The organism is Pseudomonas sp. R9.37, assembly GCF_963878885.1.
Taxonomy (GTDB): domain Bacteria; phylum Pseudomonadota; class Gammaproteobacteria; order Pseudomonadales; family Pseudomonadaceae; genus Aquipseudomonas.
In genome coordinates this window covers 48,782-69,386 of sequence record NZ_CAWNZA010000010.1, presented here as the reverse complement: position 1 = coordinate 69,386, position 20,605 = coordinate 48,782, and the positions used below count along the sequence as shown (strand labels likewise).

The following is a 20,605-nucleotide window of genomic DNA, read 5'->3' as shown; positions in this document are numbered from 1 at the left end:
GGCTTGCTCGCGAAGGCGGTGGTTCAGTCAGCCCATGTGCCACTGACCCACCGCCTTCGCGAGCAAGCCCGCTCCCACAAGTTGACCGAGTTCAACTGCCAACACCGCAGTGCTTTTGCTTGTCTGTGGGAGCTGGCTTGCCTGCGATGGCATCAACCCGGTGGGCCTGATGGACCGAGGTGCCTGCATCGCAGGCAAGCCAGCTCCCACGAACAAGCGGGTCAGGCGCCGGCACCAGGAAACCTACCGAAGCCCGAACATGAACGAGCCTTTTTCCGGGCAGTTCTGGCTTTTAGCTTTGGTCGCCAGCCCTGCGTCGCGCAGTTCATTGCAGATTTGCGCGACGTTTTTCGGCGTCACGTAGAGGTTGTTGGAAAACCATGCGCGTTTGGCCGCCGACAGCTTGTTGAGCGCGCCACCGGCCTTGAGCACCCGCAGTACCACGGTGGAGCAGCTCTTGCGCAGCATCTGGTAATGCGCGTTGGGCTTGTTGCGAATGTTGAACCACTCGGCCTGCATGGCCTGCAGGTTCAGGCCGCAAACGGTATAGACCACATGCGGTCGGCAGCCTTCGGCGCTGATGTCGGACTCCAGGAACAGGTTACGCTCCTGGCGCTGCTTGCCGGTCAAGGCGGCTCTGCCTTCGGGCCACCAGCTGACGTAGCTGGTGTTGAATTGCTCGATAAAGGCGCGGTCGCGATCACGTTCGCCGTCGTTGCGGTAACGGTCGTATCGCACTTCGATCATCTTGCCGATCACCGGGTCGCCGATGTACATCGCGGCATGGCCAACATCAGCCCCGTGGGGATACCAGATGTAAACGACAACGCTTGCGTTGGAGGTCATGACGCATCCTGATTTCTTCCAATGACTGCTGGCAGAACGGACGGGCGCGGGGTTTTATTCCGCTGGCGTATAAATTTCATTTCATGCACCGCGCCGGCATGCGCAATTCGCGCTTGTGCACTTGGTGAAACGTTTAATCAATCGATAAACGGCGCACGCAAGCGCTTGCGTAAGGAAATGTAACTGGACTAGAGTCGGCAGCACTCGACTACAAAAATAATAATGCCAGGAGCTCATCCATGAGCCTTGAACCCTTGCTTGAGATGCAGGGCATCAGCAAAACCTTCAACGGTTTGCGCGTGCTCAAGAATGTCGGCCTGAAAGTCTACCCCGGTGAAATCCACGCGTTGATGGGGGAGAACGGGGCCGGCAAATCCACCCTGATGAAAATCCTCTCCGGCGCCTACCAGGCCGATCCCGGCGGTGAAATCCGCATCGACGGCCAGCCCGTCGCCACCTTCGACCCCGCCACCGCCAAGACCCTCGGCATCGCCGTGATTTACCAGGAACTGAGCCTGTGCCCCAACCTGAGCGTGGCCGAGAACATCTATCTGGGCCGCGAACTGCGGCGCGGCTGGACCATCGACCGCAAGGGCATGCAAGCCGGCTGCGTCGAGGTGCTGCAACGCCTGGGCGCCGAGTTCCAACCCACCACCCCGGTGAGCAGCCTGTCGATTGCCGAGCGCCAACTGGTGGAAATCGCCCGTGCGCTGCATGCCCACGCCAGGATCCTGGTGATGGACGAGCCGACCACGCCGCTGTCATCGCGCGAGACCGACCGCCTGTTTGCCTTGATCAAACAGCTGCGCAGCCAGGGCCTGGCGATTATCTACATCAGCCACCGCATGGCCGAGATCTACGAGTTGTCGGACCGGGTTTCGGTGCTGCGCGACGGCCAGTACATCGGCGAGCTGACGCGCGAAGCGTTGTCGGCCGAGGTGCTGGTAAAAATGATGGTCGGCCGCGATCTTTCCGGGTTCTACAAGAAGGAACACGCCGCCTATAACCCCGGCAACGTGGTGATGCGCGTGCGTGACATGGCCGATGGCAAGCGTGTGCGCCAGTGCAGTTTCGACCTGCATGCCGGCGAGGTATTGGGCATTGCCGGGCTGGTCGGGGCAGGGCGCACGGAACTGGCGCGGCTGATCTTTGCTGCCGACCCGCGCACCAGCGGCACACTTGAAGTGGTGGGCAAGACCGTGACCCAACTGCGCAACCCGGCTGATGCGATCCGCGCCGGCGTGGTGTACCTCACCGAAGACCGCAAGGCCCAGGGCCTGTTCCTCGACATGAGCGTGGCCGACAACATCAACGTCTGCGCCTGTGTGGCGGACGCGCACACAGGCGGCGTGCTGGACCGCGGCCACGGCTGGCAGCGCGCCAATGATGCGATCAAATCGCTGTCGATCAGGGTGGCGTCGGGCAAGGTCAATGTCGGCGCCTTGAGCGGCGGCAACCAGCAGAAAGTGCTGTTGGCGCGGCTGCTGGAGGTCAAGCCGCATGTGCTGATCCTCGACGAACCAACGCGGGGCGTGGACATCGGCTCCAAGTCCGAGATCTACCGCATCATCAATCAACTGGCGCTGGCCGGCGTTGGCATTGTGGTGATCTCCAGTGAGTTGCCGGAAATCATCGGCACGTGCGACCGCGTGTTGATCATGCGCGAAGGCCAGTTGGTGGCCGAAGTCGGCGGGGCATCCGGCCACGTCATTTCCCAGGAACGTATTATTGACCTCGCCACCGGTGGCGATCAGGTGGCTGCCCATGGCTGATTCAAACAACAACACATTGACCCTCGCACCTATCGGCAAGGCCGAGCGCGTTCGCGAACTGATGCGCACGGTCGGCATGCTGCCGGTGCTGATATTGCTGTTGGTGGGGTTTGCCCTGGCCAGTGAAAACTTCCTCACCGTGCAGAACCTGTCGATCATCACCCAGCAGGCTTCGGTAAATGTGGTGCTGGCGGCAGGCATGACCTTTGTGATTCTGACGGCGGGCATCGACTTGTCCGTCGGCGCGATTCTCGCGGCGTCCGCCGTGGTCGCGTTGCAGGCCTCGATGTCGCCACAGTTCGGCATGTTCGGGATTGCTGCCGGCATCGGTTTCGGTCTGTTGCTGGGGTTGGTCAATGGCGGGCTGATCGCCTTCATGCGCCTGCCGCCGTTTATCGTCACCCTGGGCGCGCTGACCGCCATGCGCGGCCTGGCGCGGTTGCTGGCGGATGACAAAACCGTGTTCAACCCCGACCTGCCGTTTGCGTTTATCGGCAATGATTCGGTGCTGGGTGTGCCGTGGCTGGTGATCATTGCCGTCGCGGTGGTGGCGCTGTCGTGGTTCATTCTGCGCCGCACCGTCATGGGCGTGCAGATCTACTCCGTGGGCGGCAACCCCGAGGCAGCGCGGCTGTCGGGGATCAAGGTATGGAAAGTGCTGCTGTTCGTCTACGCCATGTCCGGCGCACTGGCCGGGCTTGGCGCGGTGATGAGCGCCTCACGCCTGTTCGCCGCCAATGGCCTGCAATTGGGGCAATCCTATGAGCTGGACGCGATTGCTGCAGTGATTCTTGGCGGCACCAGTTTTACCGGCGGCGTCGGCACCATCGGCGGCACGCTGATCGGAGCGCTGATTATCGCGGTGCTCACCAACGGCCTGGTGCTGCTGGGTGTATCGGATATCTGGCAGTACATCATCAAGGGCATTGTGATCATCGGCGCGGTGGCGCTGGATCGCTATCGCCAGTCCGGTGCACGGACCTGATTTCACTCCAACAACAATCACAAGAGAGTCCCGCATGAACTTCAAACGCCTCTTTCCTGTTATCGCCTTGGCTGCCCTGATCTCCCACACCGTGGAAGCCCGCGAACTCAAGGCCCTCGGCATCAGCATGGGCTCGCTCGGCAACCCGTATTTTGTGACCCTGGCCGATGGCGCCACGGCGCGGGCCAAAGAGCTGAACCCCAATGTCAAAGTGACGTCGGTGTCGGCCGACTATGACCTGAGCAAGCAGTTCTCGCAGATCGACAACTTCATTTCGTCCAAGGTCGACCTGATCCTGCTCAACGCCGTCGACCCATCGGCCATGGCCTCGGCCATCAAGAAAGCCCGGGATGCCGGCATTGTCGTGGTGGCTGTGGATGTGGACGCCAAGGGCGTGAACGCCACCGTGCAAACCGACAACGTCGAAGCCGGCAAACTGGCGTGCCAGTTCCTGGTGGACAAGCTTGGCGGCAAGGGCAATGTGATCATCCAGAATGGCCCGCAAGTCACTGCCGTGACCGACCGCGTCAAAGGCTGCAAGGCCGCCTTCGCCGGTGCGCCAAACATCAAGGTGCTGTCCGATGACCAGGACGGCAAAGGCTCGCGCGAAGGTGGCCTGAACGTGATGCAGGGGTACCTCACGCGTTTCCCGAAAATCGACGGCCTGTTCGCAATCAACGACCCGCAAGCCATCGGCAGCGACCTGGCGGCCAAGCAGCTTAAACGCAGCGGCATCCTCATCACCTCGGTGGACGGCGCGCCAGACATCGAAAACGCGCTGAAGACCGACACGCAAATCCAGGCCTCGGCCAGCCAGGACCCTTGGGCCATGGCCCAGACCGCCGTGAACGTGGGCACCGACATTCTCAATGACAAGGCCCCGGCCGAAGCGGTTACCCTGCTCACGCCAAAACTGATCACCCGCGACAACGTGGCTACGTACAGCGGTTGGTCGAGTAAACATTGAGTCATTGAGCAAAGGGGAAAGCGTCGTGGTCACCATGGATGACGTGGCAAGCAGGGCGGGGGTGTCGACGTCGACCGTGTCCCACGTGTTGAACGGCACCCGCAAGGTCAGCGAGGCCACGGTGCAAGCGGTGCAGCGCGCGATTCAGGACTTGGGCTACATCCCCAATACCCTGGCGCGCTCGCTGGCCCGTTCCAGCACCAGCACGATTGGCGTGGCGATCTCGGCGCTGTCCAACCATTACTTCAGCGAAACCGTGCACGCGATTGAAACCGAGTGCGCCAAGCACGGCTACATGATGCTGTTTGTCGACCCCCACGACGATCCGGAGCAGGAGCTGCGAGTGGTGACGGCGTTGCATCATCGGCGGGTCGATGGGATTTTGCTGGCTCCGTCCACCGACTCCAGAGCCCTGGAGTATTTGCAGGCGAATGAAATGCCCACGGTGCTGGTGGACCGCATGATGAGTACGCAGTTTGACCAGATCGGGGTGGAGAATACCCAGTCCACCCAGGCCCTGGTCGCGCACTTGATTGAACACGGGCACCGCCGGATCGGCTTTATTGCCGGCCGCGCGGGGCTGGGCACTACCGATGAGCGCGTGGCAGGTTACCGGGCCGCATTGCAGGCGGCAGGCGTGGCGTTTGACCCGCAGTTACTGGTCAACGGTGGCTCGAACAGCCAGCCGGCGCGCGTCGCGACCGCGCAGTTGCTGGCCCTGAGTGCGCCGCCTACGGCGATCATGGCGGGCAATAACCTGATGACGCTGGGCGCCATGCACGCGCTGCGAGACGCGCGGGTCGAGGTGCCGGGGCAGATCGCGCTGGTGGGTTTTGATGATTTTGACTGGGCGGATTTTTTCGTGCCGCGCCTGACTCTGATTGCCCAGCCGGTCCAGGAGCTGGGCGCGCGCGCGGTGCAGATGCTGCTGCAACGCATGGCCTCGCCGGCCGCGCCGGTGCAAAGTGTGCGCCTGGCGCCGAGCCTGCAATACCGTAATTCATGTGGCTGTATTGGATTGGAATGACCCACGTATGAGCAGTCCTGTTTCCCTCGGTATTGATTTGGGCACCTCTGAACTCAAGGCGATCCTGATGGACGTCGACGGCGCCGTGCTGGCCCACGCCGGTGTGCGCTTGAGTGTCTCGCGACGCCACAGCGGCTGGTCCGAACAGGCCCCGCAAGACTGGTGGCAGGCCTGTTTGCAGGCGCTTGAGCAGTTGCGTGCGCATACGGCGTTCAGTCGTGTGGTGTGCATTGGGTTGTCCGGGCAGATGCACGGCGCCGTGTTGCTCGGGGATGACGACCGAGTGTTGTACCCGGCGATCCTGTGGGACGACTCGCGTGCTGTCGCCCAAGCTGAGCAACTCGGGCCCGGCTTCGCCGAAGTCACCGGCAGCCTGCCCATGGCCGGGCTGACCGCGCCGAAACTGCTGTGGTTGCAGCAGCATGAACCCGAGGTGTTCAAGGCCATTGACTGCGTGCTCTCGCCCAAGGACTACCTGCGTTTACGCCTGAGTGGCGAGCGCATCAGCGAGATGTCCGATGCGGCCGGCACACTGTGGCTGGACGTTGCGCAGCGCGAATGGTTCGCGCCGATGCTGCGTGCCACGGGGCTTGCGCCTGCGCAGATGCCCAGGCTGGTGGAAGGCGGTGCGCCGGCGGGTTGCGTGACGACGAGCGGGCTGGGTTTGTCGCCCGGCGTGGTGATTGCCGGTGGCGGCGGCGATAACCCGGTGGCGGCCGTCGGCATCGGCGCAACCAATGCCGGCGACGGTTTCATCACCCTGGGCACCAGCGCGGCCATCGTCGCTATTACCGATCATGCCGCCGGCAACCCGGCCAGCGCCGTGCACAGCTTCTGCCACGCGCTGCCTGATCGCTGGTACACCATGGGCGCCATGCTGGCCGGGGCCAGTTGCCTGCGCTGGGTGACACGCTTGACCGGTATGCCGGACGAACAAACGCTATTGGACCAGGTGCAGTCGCAGTTGCCGATGGGGCAGCCGGTACCGTTGGACACACCTCTGTTTTTGCCCTACCTGGCCGGTGAACGCACGCCGCACAACGACCCATTGCTGCGCGGCGGTTTCATGAACCTGGGTCACGATTGCACCCCGGCGATGCTCGGTTACGCCGTGATGGAAGGCGTGGGGTTTGGCTTGCTCGATGCCTTGCACGCCGTGCAATCGGCCGGCGCCAGCGTCGGCGCCTGCGCTTTGGTGGGCGGCGGCGCGCGCAGCGAGTACTGGGCGCAGTTGTTGGCGAACATCCTGCAGCGCGAAATCTTTACCTTGCAGGGCAGCGAATTGAGCGCGTGTATTGGGGCGGCGAAGCTGGGGTTTGTGGCGATCGGGCAGGGCGTGTCGCTGTTGCACGCGGGCATGCCGGTCAAGGCGCGGTATTGGCCTGATGCGACGCAACAGCCGGTGTTGGAAGCGCGCTATCGCAAGTTCCAAGGGTTACTGGTTGCGGCGAAGGCGCTGCACGACTGATCAGGCGTCTCGTGGTGAGCGGGCTTGCTGTGTCGAGCAGCCTGGCTGTGGCGAGCGGGCTTGCCCCGCGTTGGGCTGCGAAGCAGCCCCAGGACAGTCACCGCGTTTCTCCCGATGAATTGAGTCGTCAGGTTTCAGGGCCGCTTCGCGCCCCAACGCGGGGCAAGCCCGCTCGCCACAGGAAGCTCGTCCACCTCAGGATGCCCGTCCACCACAGAAATCCCATCTACCCCAAGAGGCTCGCTTGCCACGTGAGTCTGCAGCGTTACAACCAGGCCGCGTCCCACAACGGATAATCACCAATGTGCTCGACCAGCCCGGCTCGTAGAGGGTTGGCGATCACGTAGCGAGCTATTTTCCTTGCGTCTTCCTCGGCCCGCACAGCACGGTCGTGATAGCCGCGCTGCCAGAATCTTTCCCGGCTGCCTCGGGCCCGATTGATACTCAGCGTACTGCGCGACTTGGTCTGGCGCATCACATCGGGCAGGGTCGAGTTATGCAGCTCGAACAACCAATGAAAGTGATCCGGCATGATCACCCACGCCAGTGAGTTGACTTGGCCCGCGTCGTGGGTTCGTTTGAATTCTGCTACCAATAATCGTCCCAGCTCAAAACTGTTGAACAAGGGTTGGCGCTGATGCACGACGACGGTAACCAAATAAGCACGCCCTGATTCTGAGTAACGACCGCGGCGTAATCGGTGAGCGTTGGGCTGACGAGACAATCCGTTGCTCCTTGCATGGATAAGAAGCTGTGACGCTAGCAGCGCAGCCGGAACACCCGCGTTGACTTCCGTGTCCCCATATTTCCACGGGCCTTTTGTGGCAAGCGGGCTTGTGGTGAGCGGGCTTACTGTGGCGAGCGTGCGGGCTGTGGCGAGCGGGCTTGCCCCGCGTTGGGCTGCGAAGCAGCCCCAGGACAGTCACCGCGTTTCTTCCGATGAATTGAGTCGTCAGGTTTCAGGGCCGCTTCGCGCCCCAACGCGGGGCAAGCCCGCTCGCCACAACCCGCCCGCTCGCCACAGGAGGCCCGCTGACTACAACTAGCCCACCAGCCACTCAATCGGCTTACAGCGCATCCCACTGCGGTGCAAACGGCGGCTGCACAAAGCGTTGGTCTTTGGGCAACCGCGCGATGGCTTGCATATCCTGCTCATCGAGTGTGACGTGCAGCGAATCGAGGTTGGCTTGCTGGCTTTGCGGGCGCTGGGCTTTGGGAATCGCCGCCACGCCTTGTTGGCGTAACCAGGCCAGGGCGACTTGCGCCGCGCTGGCGCCGTGCTTGGCGCCGATCTGTGTGAGTACCGGGTCAGTGGCCGCGCGACCCTGTGCCAACGGCGCATACGCGACCATCGGGATGCGTTTGCCGCGCAGGTAATTGAGCAGGCGACTCTGGTCGAGGAACGGGTGGTATTCCGCCTGTACCGCGGCAATTGGCGTGCCCAGCACATCGATCGCCTCGCGCAGCATCGGCATGTTGAAGTTGCACACACCGATGTGTTTCACGCGGCCACTGTCGCGCAGAGCCAACAAAGCGTTCATCACGCCGGGCAAGTCCATGTCGGCAGCCGGCCAATGCACCATGAACAGATCGACGTAGTCCACCGCCAGCTTGCCGAGGCTCAGCTCAAAGGCTTTTTGCAGCGCGGCCGGCGCCAACTGGTCATGCCAGACCTTGGTGGTCAGGAACACCTCGTCGCGGGGGATGCCCGAGTGTTTGATGGCCTGGCCAACGGCGGCTTCGTTGTCGTACAGGGCGGCGGTGTCGATATGCCGGTAACCCAGCGCCAGGGCACTTTCGACCACCGCCCGGCAGTCATCGCCGGGCATACGGAAGGTACCGAAACCCAATTCAGGCAGGTTCATCAGGCATTCGACTCCGCGGTTTTACCTGCCAGCTCGCGCAATACCGTGAGCAGGGAGGTTGTGCCCTTGAGCACCTGATCGTGCTCGAAACAGATCCAGCCTTCGTTGAAACCATCGACCATGCGCATGCGCGGCAGTGGGTTGTGTGCACCTTGGCCACGCAGCAACGGCTCCCAGGTATCGCGCTCAACCACGTCGGCACGCACGTCACGGCCGAGCACTTGCGCCAGGGTCTGGGCGATGTCGTTCGGGCTGACCCATTGGCTTTCCACTTCGACTACGCGGTGGCCGGCCCAGTCTTGCTGCAACAACTGCGCGGCGAGTGTGCCGATGTCGGCCGTGGCAACCATTGGTATGCGCTTGTCCAGCGGTTGCAGGAAGCTGTGGATCACGCCGGTGTCACGCGCACTGCTGACGTCGTAGGCGGCGTTTTCCATGAACCAGCCCGGGCGCAGGAAGGTTACGGGGATGTCCAGGGCACTCAACGCCTGCTCCATCAGCGTGCGCTGGGTCAGCAGGTTGAGCTCTTTGGCCTGCGCGCCGATGGTCGACAGGCACAAGACTCTTTGTGGCGCGGCGGCCTTGAGCGCTTGGCTGACAGCCGCTATCACCACACGCGCTTCAGGAAACCCAGGCTGCGGATCGAAGCCCGGTGGGGGCAGGATGAACACGGCGGTCGCGCCCTTGAACGCTTCGGTCAACGCCTGTGCATCTTCCATCGCGGCGAACGCGATTTCGCAGCCCTGGTCGGCCCAATATGCCGCTTTGCCGGCGTCGCGAATGACGGCGCGAACCGGCAGACCTGCCTTGAGGAGGTTATGCGCCAGGGCGCCGCCGACTTTGCCTGTGATGCCAGTGATTACGTACATGCGCTTCACCCCTGTGGGTTCCAATGTGTGGAGCCCAGCATAAAGTTCGGCCGGCGATGACAGAATAGCGATTACGTCACTGCGTTAGTGACGTGCAATCACGAATCGGCCAGGGGCGGTAAACGCCGTTTGACCGGGGTTTTCTTGACAATGGCGGTGTTGGTTTCGGCATAGGCGTTGATCCGGTCCAGCAGGGTGTCGAGGTGGTCCATGGTGCGCACATGCAGGCGCGCGATAAAGCAGTCTTCACCCGTGACCTTGTCGCACTCGGTGAACTCGGGAATCGCCTGGATCTGGCGCTCCACCTCCTGCAATTTGCCGGGCAATGGGCGGATACGCACGATGGCTTGCAGCAAATAGCCGAAGTGTTTGGGGTCGATGTCGACGGTGTAATGGGTCAGCACGCCGCGCTCCTCCAAACGGCGCAGACGTTCGCCCACGCTGGGCGAAGACAGCCCGGTAATACCCGCCAACGCCTTGAGCGACAGGCGCGAGTCGTCCATCAAGGCGGCGATCAGTTGCTGGTCGATAGAGTCATTCATGCGGCCTGCCTAATTAAAAAAGGTAATCGAGGGTTTTTGCCTACTTTAGTCGCTGGAGGCGCTGACCGGCAGATTGCCATAATTGAGCCTCACTTGAGGAGCGCCATCGTGGACACATCTATTCGTCGCGGGTCGTGGGAAATGGTCGCCGCCATGCTGATTTCGGGCACCATCGGCTGGTTTGTGCTGGTGTCTGGCGTGTCGGTGATCGAAGTGGTGTTCTGGCGCTGCGTGATTGGCGCGCTGACGCTGTTGCTGGTGTGTGCGTGGTTGGGTTACTTGCGCCGAGACCTGCTGACCCGGGCCAAGCTCGGCCTGGCGATGCTCAGCGGCGTGGCCATCGTTGGCAACTGGTTGCTGTTGTTCGAATCCTATTCACGTGCATCGATTGCCATCAGCACGGCGGTGTACAACGTGCAGCCGTTCATATTGGTGATGCTGGCGGCGCTGTTTCTGGGTGAGAAGATCACCGTGCAGAAGCTCGCCTGGTTGAGCGTGGCGTTCCTCGGCATGTTGGCGATTGTCACCGCCCACGGCGAACAGCAAAGCGCTGGCGGGGATTATCTGACCGGCATTGCCCTGGCGTTGGGCGCAGCGTTTTTGTACGCGATTGCCGCGTTGATCATCAAGCGCTTGAAGGACGTTCCACCCCACTTGATGGCGTTGATCCAGGTGATTACCGGCGCACTTTTGCTGGCGCCGTTGGTGCCCTGGCACAGCTTGCCTGCCGCGACCCAGGCCTGGGCTGCGCTGGTCACGCTGGGCATGGTGCACACCGGTTTAATGTATGTGTTGCTGTACGGGGCGATCCAGAAACTGCCGACCGCCATTACCGGCGCGCTGTCGTTCATCTACCCGATTGCGGCGATCTTTGTCGATTGGTTCGCCTTTGGGCATCGCCTGGGTTGGCTGCAATGGCTGGGGGTCGTTGCGATTCTGCTGGCGGCAGCGGGGTTGCAGCGGGGCTGGTGGTGGCCCCGCTCCCCAAGGGTTAGTGCGTGCCCTGAAAGATGATGTTTTCCGGGTTGAAATGGCCCACGCCGCTGCCCGGCTGCGGCAAGCCAAGGATGTGGGCCTTGATCTTGCCCACCACGTGCATCTCGCACGGTTTGCAGTCGAACTTCAGGGTCAGCACTTCATCACCGTGGATCAGTTGCATTGGCGCCACTTTGGTCTTCACCCCCGTCACGCCCTTGGCCTGTTTAGGGCACAGGTTGAACGAGAACCGCAGGCAGTGCTTGGTGATCATCACCGGCACTTCGCCAGTTTCTTCGTGGGCTTCAAAGGCGGCGTCGATCAGCTTCACGCCGTGACGGTGGTAGAAGTCCCGGGCTTTCTGGTTGTAGACGTTGGCCAGGAACGACAGGTGCGCTTCCGGGTACACCGGCGGCGGCGAGGTCTCAGCCTTGCGTGCCCCCCGTGGGTGAGCGGCAACGCGGGCGGCGGTCAGCGCCTCGATCACTTCACGGCGCAAGGCCTTGAGCTGCGAGTTGGGGATGAAGAATGCCTGCGGCGCATCCAGCTCGATGTGCGTGGCGTGGTACTCGGTGGTGCCGAGTTGGCCAAGCAGGTCGCGCAGGGTGTCGAGCGCCTGTTCCGGCTTGTTGGCCACCCCGAACGGGCCGGGCAGGGTGACGCTGGCGCTGATGCCTTCTTCGCTGGTCGCGGTCACGTCCAACTGGTCCTCACGCAGGCGCGCGACCCACTGCAGGCCAATACGGCGCTCGGCCGAGGTTTTGAGCAGGGCTTGTTGCCAGTTGTGGTCGAGGTTGCGGTTCAGCGGATGGTTGGGGCGCAACTGGTGCAGGCCGGCCGGCATTTCATTTGGCTCGACGCGGTAGCGGTAGCGTTTCTCACCGTCTTCTTCGAACTCGCCTTTGGGTTCGGCGATGTTGGCGCGAAAACCCACGACTTCGCGCTTGATCAGCACATTCAGGCCGTCGCCGTTGGAGAGCGGCTCATGGGTGACTACCTGCAAGTCGCGCTTACCGGCTTTTTCCACCACACCCACCGGCAGGCCGGTGAAGGTGGGCGTGTCGAAGGCACCGATGTCGATCTTGCGGTCGGTGACGAAGTAGTCGGTGCTGCCCCGGTGGAAGGTTTTTTCCGGGTCGGGCAGGAAGAAATGCGCAGTACGGCCGCTGGAAGCGCGCGCCAGGTCAGGGCGGTCTTCGAGGACGTCGTCGAGGCGTTGGCGGTAATAGGCGGTGATGTTTTTCACATACCCCATGTCCTTGTAGCGGCCTTCGATCTTGAACGAACGCACACCGGCTTCGACCAGCGCGCGGATGTTGGCGCTCTGGTTGTTGTCTTTCATCGACAGCAGGTGTTTTTCAAAGGCCACCACGCGGCCCTGGTCATCTTTCAAGGTGTACGGCAGGCGGCAGGCCTGGGAGCAATCGCCACGGTTGGCGCTGCGGCCATTTTGCGCGTGGGAGATATTGCATTGCCCGGAGAACGCCACGCACAGGGCGCCGTGGATGAAGAACTCGATGGCGGCATCGGTTTCATCGGCGATTGCGCGGATTTCCTGCAGGTTCAGCTCGCGGGCCAACACCAACTGCGAGAAACCGGCCTGGTCGAGAAACTTGGCGCGGCCCAGGGTGCGGATGTCGGTCTGGGTGCTGGCGTGCAGCTCGATGGGCGGAATATCCAGCTCCATCACGCCCAGGTCTTGCACGATCAACGCATCGACGCCGGCGTCGTACAGCTGATGGATCAGCTTGCGCGCGGGTTCCAGTTCGTTGTCGTGCAGGATGGTGTTGATGGTGGTGAATACGCGGGCGTGGTAACGGCGGGCGAATTCGACCAGTTGAGCGATGTCGCTCACCTCGTTACACGCGTTGTGGCGTGCGCCGAAGCTTGGTCCACCAATGTAGATGGCGTCGGCGCCATGCAAGATAGCCTCGCGCGCGATGGCGACATCGCGGGCCGGGCTGAGCAATTCCAGGTGATGCTTGGGCAAGGACATAGTTTTTTTAGTCAGGCTTGTCACGGTTGAGGCGGGCATTGTAGCTGTGAAATGCCGGGTGGGCACCTACCGCAGGGCTGTCTGGGCGAATGGGGGGAGGTGGATTGGGGGCATATCCGTTGCTGTGGTCACGGCGGCTGGTGGTTCCGCTCTTACAGCGGGTCACTTTTGGCAAACGCCCCAAAAGTAACCAAAAGGTCTTTGCCCCACCACTCGGCCCCTCGCTTGGGCTCGGTGTGCCCTCACTCCGGCTTGAATCCGTGGGCCGCCGCGACGGGCCATCCATGGCCCAACGCGGCTAACCCGGCGTCCTGCCGGGTTACCCACGGATTCAAGCCTGCGTTCGGCCAGCGTGGTTGACGGGGCCTGTCAGATCAAAGTCAAAAGCAGAGCACGGCGGCCTGAAAGCCGACCTGAGTGGTTGAAGCAAAAGCGGATCAACAGCACAGCAGCACATCTCTATCTGATGAACTGAGCTCCAAATGTGGGAGCTGGCTTGCCTGCGATGCAGACACCTCGGTCTATCTGACGCTATCGCGCCAACCCTTGATGGGTATCGCCAGCGATAACTCAGGCCTTGGCCGCCATCGCGGTGACTTCCACGCGCATGCCTTCAACGGCCAGTGCGGCCACACCTACGGCGGCGCGAACCGGCCACGGCTTGGCGAAAAAGCGTTTGTAGACCTCATTGAACGCGGCGCGATCAGCCATGTCGGTGAGGTAGATGGTCAGGTGCATCACTCGGTCCATGGAACTGCCGGCTTTTTCCAGCGCGACTTTCAGTGCTTGCAGGGTGCATTCGCTTTGCAGGGTGACGTCGCCGAGTTCGAGGCTGCCATCGGCGCGGGTCGGGATCTGGGTGGAAACCAGGATGCCGTTGAAGCCGACGACGTCGGAGGAAATCGAGTCGGCATCCGGATCGGGGGTGTAGCTCAGGTCGTGGTTGGCCATGGGCGCCTCTGGTTGGCTGTAGCAGAAGGCGCACATGGTCCCCGAAAATCACGGCAGGGGCAAACCGGGGGTTACGCCCAGCGGCGGAACAGCACGCTGGCATTCACGCCACCAAAACCGAAGCCATTGGACAGCGCATATTCAATCGGCATGTGCCGCGCTTCACCGCGCACCATGTCCAGGCCGTCGGCCAGCGCGTCCGGGTTGTCCAGGTTCAGCGTTACCGGGGCGACCTGGTCGCGCAGGGCAAGCACGCTGAAGATCGCTTCGATACCGCCTGCTGCGCCCAATAAGTGGCCGGTGGCAGATTTGGTTGAGCTGATGGCCGGGCCGCCCTCGGCGCCGAACACGGTCTTGATGGCTGCCAGTTCGCCTTTGTCACCCACCGGCGTCGAGGTTGCATGGGCGTTCAAGTACTGCACCTGGGCTGCCTCGATGCCTGCCTGACGCAGTGCCTGAGTCATCGCCCGCCGCGCGCCATCACCGTCTTCCGGCCCGGCCGTCATGTGGTAGGCATCGGCACTGGTGCCATAACCCACCAGTTCGGCGATGGGCTGCGCGCCGCGTGCGAGGGCATGCTCCAGTTCTTCGATGACCAGGATGCCGGCCCCTTCGCCCATCACGAAGCCGTCACGTGCCTGATCGAAAGGCCGCGACGCCCGTTCTGGCGTGTCATTGAAGTCGCTGGATAACGCCCGCGCCGCCGCAAAACCGGCCAGGCTGACCCGGTGAATCGCCGCTTCCGCACCGCCACACACCGCCACATCGATTTCCCCGGCACGGATCATCCGCGCCGCGTCCCCAATCGCTTGTACACCGGCTGCGCAGGCGGTCACCGGCGCGCCCAGCGGACCTTTCAAGCCATAGTTGATCGACACATGCCCGGCCGCCATGTTGCTCAGAAAGGACGGAATGGTGAAGGGCGACAAGCGTCGCGGGCCTTTGCTGTCGGTGGTGCGCACGGCATCGGCAATCGCCGGAAAACCGCCGACGCCAGAGGCAATGATGGTCGCCGTGCGTTCCTGTGCCTGCGGCGTTTGAGGCGCCCAGCCGGCTTGCTTGAGGGCTTCATCAGCTGCCGCCAGGGCGAACAGGATAAAGCGGTCCATCTTGCGCTGTTCCTTGGCGGCCAGCAGCCGATCAGGGTCAAACCCGGCCTCAGGGTCTTGCAGCACGCTTTGCACCTGGCCACCGATGCTGATGGCGAGGTCACCGATCAATTCCTCAGGCAGACGGCGTATGCCCGACTGCCCGTTCAACAGGCGTTGCCAGGTGGATTCCACGCTGGCGCCCAGCGGCGTCAGTGCGCCCATGCCTGTCACGACGATACGTTTGCTCATGATCAATTGACTCCGGTTGCGTTGAGGGTACAGACCCTATGGACGTCACTATCATGATGAAAGTAACATGGCGTCACACAACTTTGTACCGGCACCTGGGAACCCTTATGCAACGCAAGTCTCTTGTCAGCGACGAATGCCCGATCGCCCGCAGCCTTGAACGGATAGGGGAGTGGTGGAGCATGTTGATCATGCGCGACGCATTGCATGGCTTGCGTCGTTTCGATGAGTTTTCACGCAGCCTGGGCATCGCGCCGAACATGTTGACGCGCCGCTTGAATGGCCTGGTGGACGCCGGGATGCTTGAGCGCCGCGCCTACAGCGAGCGGCCGCCACGGTATGAATACGTGCCGACGGCCAAGGGCGAGGATTTGCGCATGGTGCTGATGGCACTGGTGGCGTGGGGCAATCGGCATTTTGCCGAAGAGGGCACCAGTGTCGAGGTGGTTGAGCGCGAGACGGGCCAGCCGGTGCAACCGATGATGGTGACGGCCCAAGGCACACTCGTGCCGTTGGATGCGTGCGTGGTGCAGGCCGGTCCAGCCGCCAGCGCAGGCATGCGCCAACGGCTGGAGCCTGGGGTGGTTACAGCAGAGTGAACGGGTAGTCGACGATCACCCGCAGCTCGTTCAATTTGCCGTCGCGCTGATCCGCGTTTGACGAAACCATCGCATCGCGCACGCGCAGCGACAGGTTCTTCGCCGGGCCGCTCTGCAGCACGTATTTGGCCTCGACATCCGTCTCGTGGTGGTCGCCATCGGCACCGTAGTCGCCGACGTAGGCGCTGTTGGCCGGCGTGTGCGTGCCGTTGATGTCGGAGCCGTTGACGTAGCGGGTCATGAAGCTCAAGCCCGGCACGCCGTAACCGGCCATGTTCAGGTCATAACGAACGCCCCAGGACTGCTCGCCCGGGCCGTTGAAGTCGCCCCACTGAATCGAGTTGGCCAGGAACACCGAATCGCCGCCTTCACCCGCGCCGTTGTTGCCGGTGCCGATGTAGTCGAACGGCGTGTCGCCGTGCACCTTCTGGAACGACAGCGTCAGCGTGTGGGCCGCCAGGAACGAGTAGGCCGCTGCCACCGAATACGTGGTGTTGTTGATCGCCCCGGCCTTGGCGCTGCCGGTGTCGAGCGTGCGGTACAGGTTGGCGTCCAGCGCCAGCGACTGGTCATGGCTCAACGGCAACACGTAGTTGAGGTTGGTGTAGTACTGGCGCCAGATATCTTCCAGCTCACCGGCGTACAGGGTTGCGCTCAGCGATGGCGTAAAGGTGTATTTGCCGCCGACGAAGCTCGCACTGTTGGCCGCGACGTTGGCGTAGGTGGCATAGATATCGTGGTCATGGTTGCTGGTCATGCCGCTGTTGGTGCTGGTGAAATGCCCGGCTTCCAGGTCCAGCCCGGCGATTTCGCTGCTGGTCAGGTCAAACCCGGTGGCGGTCTGCGGCAGAATTCGCGTGCCGCCGGTAGCAAAGACCGGCGCCGTGGGTTGCATGTCACCGAACTTCAGTTGGGTTTTGGAGACCTTGATTTTCACCGCGGCGCCAACCGAGCCATAGCCGTTTTCCGGGTCGCCATGACGGTCGGTTGGCAGGTCACCGGTGCCAGCATCCGCGTGGGTAGCGTCGAGTTTCATCGCGCCATAGGCGTAGGCGTCCACGCCAAAACCAATCGTGCCTTGGGTAAAGCCCGAGGCGTAGTTGAGCATTGCGCCTTGGGTCCAGTCGCGGTTGTCTGCCTTGCCACTTTGGCGGTCGCGGTCGAAATAATAGTTGCGCAACAGGCCCGTGATGCTGCTGCCGTCAATAAAACCCTTGGAATCGGCCTGGTCGGTGACGGACTCGGCAAAGGCCACTTGGCTGACACTCGCGCACACTGCCAGTGTGAGCAGGCTGGACTGTCTAATCATGGGTTTGATCATGGTGTTTACTTCCCCGGAATAAATAACGCGCGCGCAGAAACATCGCAATTTTTAGGGCGCATACAGTGTTATGGGCAGATGTTTTCAGGTGAGCGTAGTGACGTTTTTTATTGTGCTCGGCGTGGTTGCCGAAGCCGATTTTTATCATATTTTTCGCGGCCTGCAGCGGTGTGGCGGATTAAACTCGATTAATTAAACTTCACGTCTTTTAATCACCAGCGGGTGTAGCGTTAATAGGGTCTTAGCCGCTCTGCTTCGACAAAAACCTTTGGTTTGCCGCCGCAGGCTCTGCGGCGGATTTTTTAATGCTTAGTTATCTAAAAGTTTATGTGCGCCGCCGCCGTTCAGTGGTGGCTATATGATTGCGCTTGATTCAATTTCGCCCATGTAACAAGACTGTTGCACTTGCCCTCTAATAATCCTTCTCCCATGCCAGATCAGGAGACAGGCCATGCAAGTCAATCAGCTTCGTCAGGTTGATAGCTCCCCCAACGCGGGCGACAACCCCAACTGGAATAAAGCGGTGTCGAAAGCGCTAGGCAATCAGCCCGACGACAACAGTCTGGGCCCCGATACAAAGCGGCCCCAAGGTGACTTTCGCACTGCGCAGCAGATCATCGACGACAACCCGCTGCTCAAGAATCTCGGCAACCAGAGTGGCGTGAAAGACACATTGCGCGAACGCGTTGGCGACTTTGAGCATGATCCGGACGCCGCTTACCGCGCGAGCCGGGTGCTGGAGCACATCGAAAAACTCGACGAAAACGGCAAGCCTGCCGTCAAGCGGCCAGAACTCAATGAGGCCGGCAACGGCAAGGTCGACGGCTTTACCAAAGGCGGTGACGCCCGCCACGGCACCGAAGCCGGGCGCCTGCAGGATTTCGGCAAGTACGGCTGGGAGACCCTCAAAGGCGAGCTGCCGCATAGCCCACCCAGCACGCCGCCCAAGGGCGATGCGCCGTCCAACCATCTGCCGTTGCCGGGTGAAGGCCGGCCGATGGGCGACAACCGCAGTGCCGAGCAAATCATTGAAGACAACCCGTTGCTGAAAAACCTCGGCAACCAGAGCGGGGTCAAGGACGCTCTGCGCGAGCGTGTCGGCGACGTTGAACACGACGCCGACGCGGCCTGGCGTGCCGCGCAGGTGCTCAACTATGTCGAGAACTACGACGAGACCGGCAAGCACATCGACGGCGGCAACGTGGGCAATGGCCGCATCGACGGCTTCACCAAGGATGGCGAAGCACGCCACGGCACGGAAGCGGGGCGCCTGCAGGACTTCGGCAAATACGGCTACGACAACCTCAAGGGCCTGGACGGCAACAGCGCGGATGACCAGATCAAGGATTTGAATGCCAAGGCCACTGATGACGCCGTCAAGGCGGCCGGTGGTGACGCCTCCAAAGTAGGCGCTGACTATTTCGTCACAGGCAACAGCAGCGCCAGCGGTGCGGACAAGACCGCAGCGATCATCCAGCTGTCCACGGGCCTGGCCAACTACAAGGCGGGTGCCGATGCGTTTGCGCACCAGGGGCCGGATGCGGCCAATGAGTGGTCCGGCGACGGCCCCTCACCGGGCCAGCAACGCGAAGATTTTATCAAGGATGTGCAAGGGCGCATCGACACGCTCAGTAAAGACCCGGACGTGCAGCAGTTCCTCAACACCCAGGGCACCGAACAGCTGCAGAAAATGGTCGCCGCCGACCCAGCCTTGAAAGCCGAGATGGAGCGGCGCCTGGACGCTTCATCGAGTTGCGACGCGCTGCAAAGCGCGTTTGCCGCCAAGGGCGCGAGCACCACTGATGCGCTGTCGAGTTTTATCAAGTACCCGGACTTCTATGCCCAGGCCCTGGGCAAACAGCCGGACTACAAGAAAGCCCTGGAAAACGCCCCGCAAGCCATCAAGGACAAGGTCAACGCCGAGTACGCAGAGATCACCTGCGGCAAGCAGATCAACGACCTGATCGCCAGCGGCGTGCCGGCAGACAAGGCGGTGATTCTGTCCGGTGTGAACAAGGCAATCTTTGACGCCGTACTGGACGACAAGACCGTGCAGGCGGGCAGTTCGAGCTTCAACGACGTCGCCGCCAAGCTGGGGCGCGAAGACCTGCTTAAAGGCCAGTCGATTGATGACTTCTACCGCGGCCTGGGCGTTACCGGCGCCAATGACCCGCGCCTTGAGCAAGTGATCAACGACAACATCGCTGCATTCACGCCACCTGGCGAGGCCCCACCGAAAACCGCCGATATCATCAGTGGCATTCGGGCCGTGGACGACGCCATGCGCGGCGGCGCCAAGTTCGACGATGCGATCAAAAAAGTCCAAAGCACCTGGGGCGGCAAGCTGCCGGCCGGGGTCAGCGCGGCGTACAAGGCCGGGGTGATGCATGGCGTGTCCGGCGTGTTGTTGGCAGGCGCCATCGGCACACGCATCGCCAGCGGCAAGGGCGGCAGCACCGCGCAAACCGTCGGGCAGTCGTTTCAGGCGGCCGGACTGTTCCTTGAAGGTGGCGCCAAGTTTGTCCAGGACCAGTTCGATCGCACCCAGCAGGGCACGTACAAGTTCGACGCGCCCAAGTATGTGAAGGACGTGGAAAACGTCGGCAAGAGCCTCGGCGGCGTGGCGGGTAACGTACTGGGCTTGGTCACCGGGGCCATTTCCGCGAAAAACTCGGCCCAGAGCGGCGACAAGGTCGGCGCCGGGTTCCAGGGCACCTTCGCGGGGCTTAATGGCCTGTCGGCCGTGGCCGGCATGGTGGAGGTCGCCACCTACGTGGTGCCGCGCATAACCACGGTGGCGGCCGGCGTTGCAGAAGCCGCAGGCGTGATTGGCGGCGCGGCCGGCGCCTTGGCGGGTGCCGTGGGCGGCATCGCGGCGGTCGGTGGCTTGATCTACGCGATCATTGCCGACATCAAGGCCGACAATGCGCGCAAGAAACAGCAGGAAGAGTGGTACACCGGGCTCAAGGATCAGCTTGATGACTTTGGCGTTACGCCGCCGCCATTGGAGGTGATCATTGCGCCCAAAAATGGCTACGTGGACGTGGGTAATCCCAACGCCAACTACTGACCGCGGTCGGCG

General features: G+C 62.2%; 17 protein-coding genes. 8 read left to right on the top strand and 9 right to left on the bottom strand.

Translation table 11 applies throughout. The features are described 5' to 3' along the window. Positions 1–243: 243 nt before the first annotated feature. The gene (locus AACU78_RS06665) at positions 244–846 is read right to left on the bottom strand and encodes a hypothetical protein (protein WP_237266723.1); all 603 of its coding nucleotides are present in this window, start codon (positions 844–846) and stop codon (positions 244–246) included. A gap of 239 nt (positions 847–1,085) precedes the next feature. Here AACU78_RS06665 and AACU78_RS06660 point away from each other — a divergent pair, with 239 nt between their 5' ends. Genes AACU78_RS06660 through xylB form a run of 5 tightly spaced genes read left to right on the top strand, consistent with a single transcriptional unit; the run spans position 1,086 to position 7,065 of the window. After that, positions 1,086–2,618, top strand: a complete 1,533-nt coding sequence (locus AACU78_RS06660) for a sugar ABC transporter ATP-binding protein (RefSeq protein ID WP_106580385.1) — start codon at positions 1,086–1,088, stop codon at positions 2,616–2,618. After that, the gene (locus AACU78_RS06655; protein WP_106580384.1) at positions 2,611–3,603 is read left to right on the top strand and encodes an ABC transporter permease subunit; all 993 of its coding nucleotides are present in this window, start codon (positions 2,611–2,613) and stop codon (positions 3,601–3,603) included. Before AACU78_RS06660 ends, AACU78_RS06655 begins: the two co-directional genes overlap by 8 nt. Before the next feature lie 34 nt (positions 3,604–3,637). After that, entirely contained in the window at positions 3,638–4,570 is a 933-nt protein-coding gene (locus AACU78_RS06650) for an ABC transporter substrate-binding protein (RefSeq protein ID WP_106580383.1), read from the top strand. 25 nt (positions 4,571–4,595) lie between these two features. Beyond that, positions 4,596–5,597, top strand: coding sequence for a LacI family DNA-binding transcriptional regulator (locus AACU78_RS06645; RefSeq protein ID WP_106580388.1), 1,002 nt, complete (start codon positions 4,596–4,598; stop codon positions 5,595–5,597). 7 nt (positions 5,598–5,604) lie between these two features. Next, positions 5,605–7,065 carry a xylulokinase gene (gene xylB / locus AACU78_RS06640; protein ID WP_106580382.1) on the top strand — a complete coding sequence of 487 codons (1,461 nt, stop codon included), beginning with the start codon at positions 5,605–5,607 and terminating at the stop codon, positions 7,063–7,065. Positions 7,066–7,330: 265 nt separating this feature from the next. Here the strand turns inward: xylB and AACU78_RS06635 are convergent, their stop codons facing one another. The 4 genes from AACU78_RS06635 to AACU78_RS06620 all read right to left on the bottom strand — a co-directional run bounded on the left by AACU78_RS06635 (position 7,331) and on the right by AACU78_RS06620 (position 10,341). Beyond that, positions 7,331–7,789, bottom strand: a complete 459-nt coding sequence (locus AACU78_RS06635; protein ID WP_106580381.1) for an REP-associated tyrosine transposase — start codon at positions 7,787–7,789, stop codon at positions 7,331–7,333. A 343-nt stretch (positions 7,790–8,132) separates the two neighbouring features. Next, positions 8,133–8,930 (bottom strand): aldo/keto reductase, encoded by a 798-nt coding sequence (locus tag AACU78_RS06630; RefSeq protein WP_106580380.1) that lies wholly within the window; start codon positions 8,928–8,930, stop codon positions 8,133–8,135. Continuing rightward, positions 8,930–9,799 carry an NmrA family NAD(P)-binding protein gene (locus AACU78_RS06625; RefSeq protein ID WP_106580379.1) on the bottom strand — a complete coding sequence of 290 codons (870 nt, stop codon included), beginning with the start codon at positions 9,797–9,799 and terminating at the stop codon, positions 8,930–8,932. The genes AACU78_RS06630 and AACU78_RS06625 overlap by 1 nt, the downstream gene beginning before the upstream one ends. Before the next feature lie 98 nt (positions 9,800–9,897). Continuing rightward, positions 9,898–10,341, bottom strand: coding sequence for an Lrp/AsnC family transcriptional regulator (locus tag AACU78_RS06620; RefSeq protein WP_106580378.1), 444 nt, complete (start codon positions 10,339–10,341; stop codon positions 9,898–9,900). 108 nt (positions 10,342–10,449) lie between these two features. On the opposite strand from AACU78_RS06620, the gene AACU78_RS06615 reads away from it, so the two are divergent. Then, a complete protein-coding gene (locus AACU78_RS06615) occupies positions 10,450–11,355 on the top strand; it encodes a DMT family transporter (protein WP_106580377.1) in 906 nt (301 codons plus the stop codon). On the opposite strand, the gene AACU78_RS06610 is transcribed toward AACU78_RS06615, so the two are convergent. The 3 genes from AACU78_RS06610 to fabF all read right to left on the bottom strand — a co-directional run bounded on the left by AACU78_RS06610 (position 11,333) and on the right by fabF (position 15,603). Next, positions 11,333–13,312 carry a peptidase U32 family protein gene (locus AACU78_RS06610; protein ID WP_106580376.1) on the bottom strand — a complete coding sequence of 660 codons (1,980 nt, stop codon included), beginning with the start codon at positions 13,310–13,312 and terminating at the stop codon, positions 11,333–11,335. The two genes, AACU78_RS06615 and AACU78_RS06610, sit on opposite strands and share 23 nt — an antisense overlap. Before the next feature lie 570 nt (positions 13,313–13,882). After that, positions 13,883–14,263 carry a RidA family protein gene (locus AACU78_RS06605; protein ID WP_106580375.1) on the bottom strand — a complete coding sequence of 127 codons (381 nt, stop codon included), beginning with the start codon at positions 14,261–14,263 and terminating at the stop codon, positions 13,883–13,885. 71 nt (positions 14,264–14,334) lie between these two features. Beyond that, a complete protein-coding gene (fabF, locus tag AACU78_RS06600; RefSeq protein WP_106580374.1) occupies positions 14,335–15,603 on the bottom strand; it encodes a beta-ketoacyl-ACP synthase II in 1,269 nt (422 codons plus the stop codon). A gap of 107 nt (positions 15,604–15,710) precedes the next feature. Here fabF and AACU78_RS06595 point away from each other — a divergent pair, with 107 nt between their 5' ends. Further along, the gene (locus AACU78_RS06595) at positions 15,711–16,202 is read left to right on the top strand and encodes a winged helix-turn-helix transcriptional regulator (RefSeq protein WP_106580373.1); all 492 of its coding nucleotides are present in this window, start codon (positions 15,711–15,713) and stop codon (positions 16,200–16,202) included. Here AACU78_RS06595 and AACU78_RS06590 read toward each other — a convergent pair. Continuing rightward, entirely contained in the window at positions 16,189–17,511 is a 1,323-nt protein-coding gene (locus tag AACU78_RS06590) for an OprD family porin (protein ID WP_106580372.1), read from the bottom strand. The two genes, AACU78_RS06595 and AACU78_RS06590, sit on opposite strands and share 14 nt — an antisense overlap. Positions 17,512–17,974: 463 nt before the next feature. Between AACU78_RS06590 and AACU78_RS06585 the strand changes: the two genes are divergently transcribed. After that, positions 17,975–20,593: a hypothetical protein gene (locus AACU78_RS06585; protein ID WP_106580371.1), complete on the top strand. Its 2,619-nt coding sequence runs from the start codon at positions 17,975–17,977 to the stop codon at positions 20,591–20,593. The last annotated feature ends 12 nt before the right edge of the window (positions 20,594–20,605 follow it).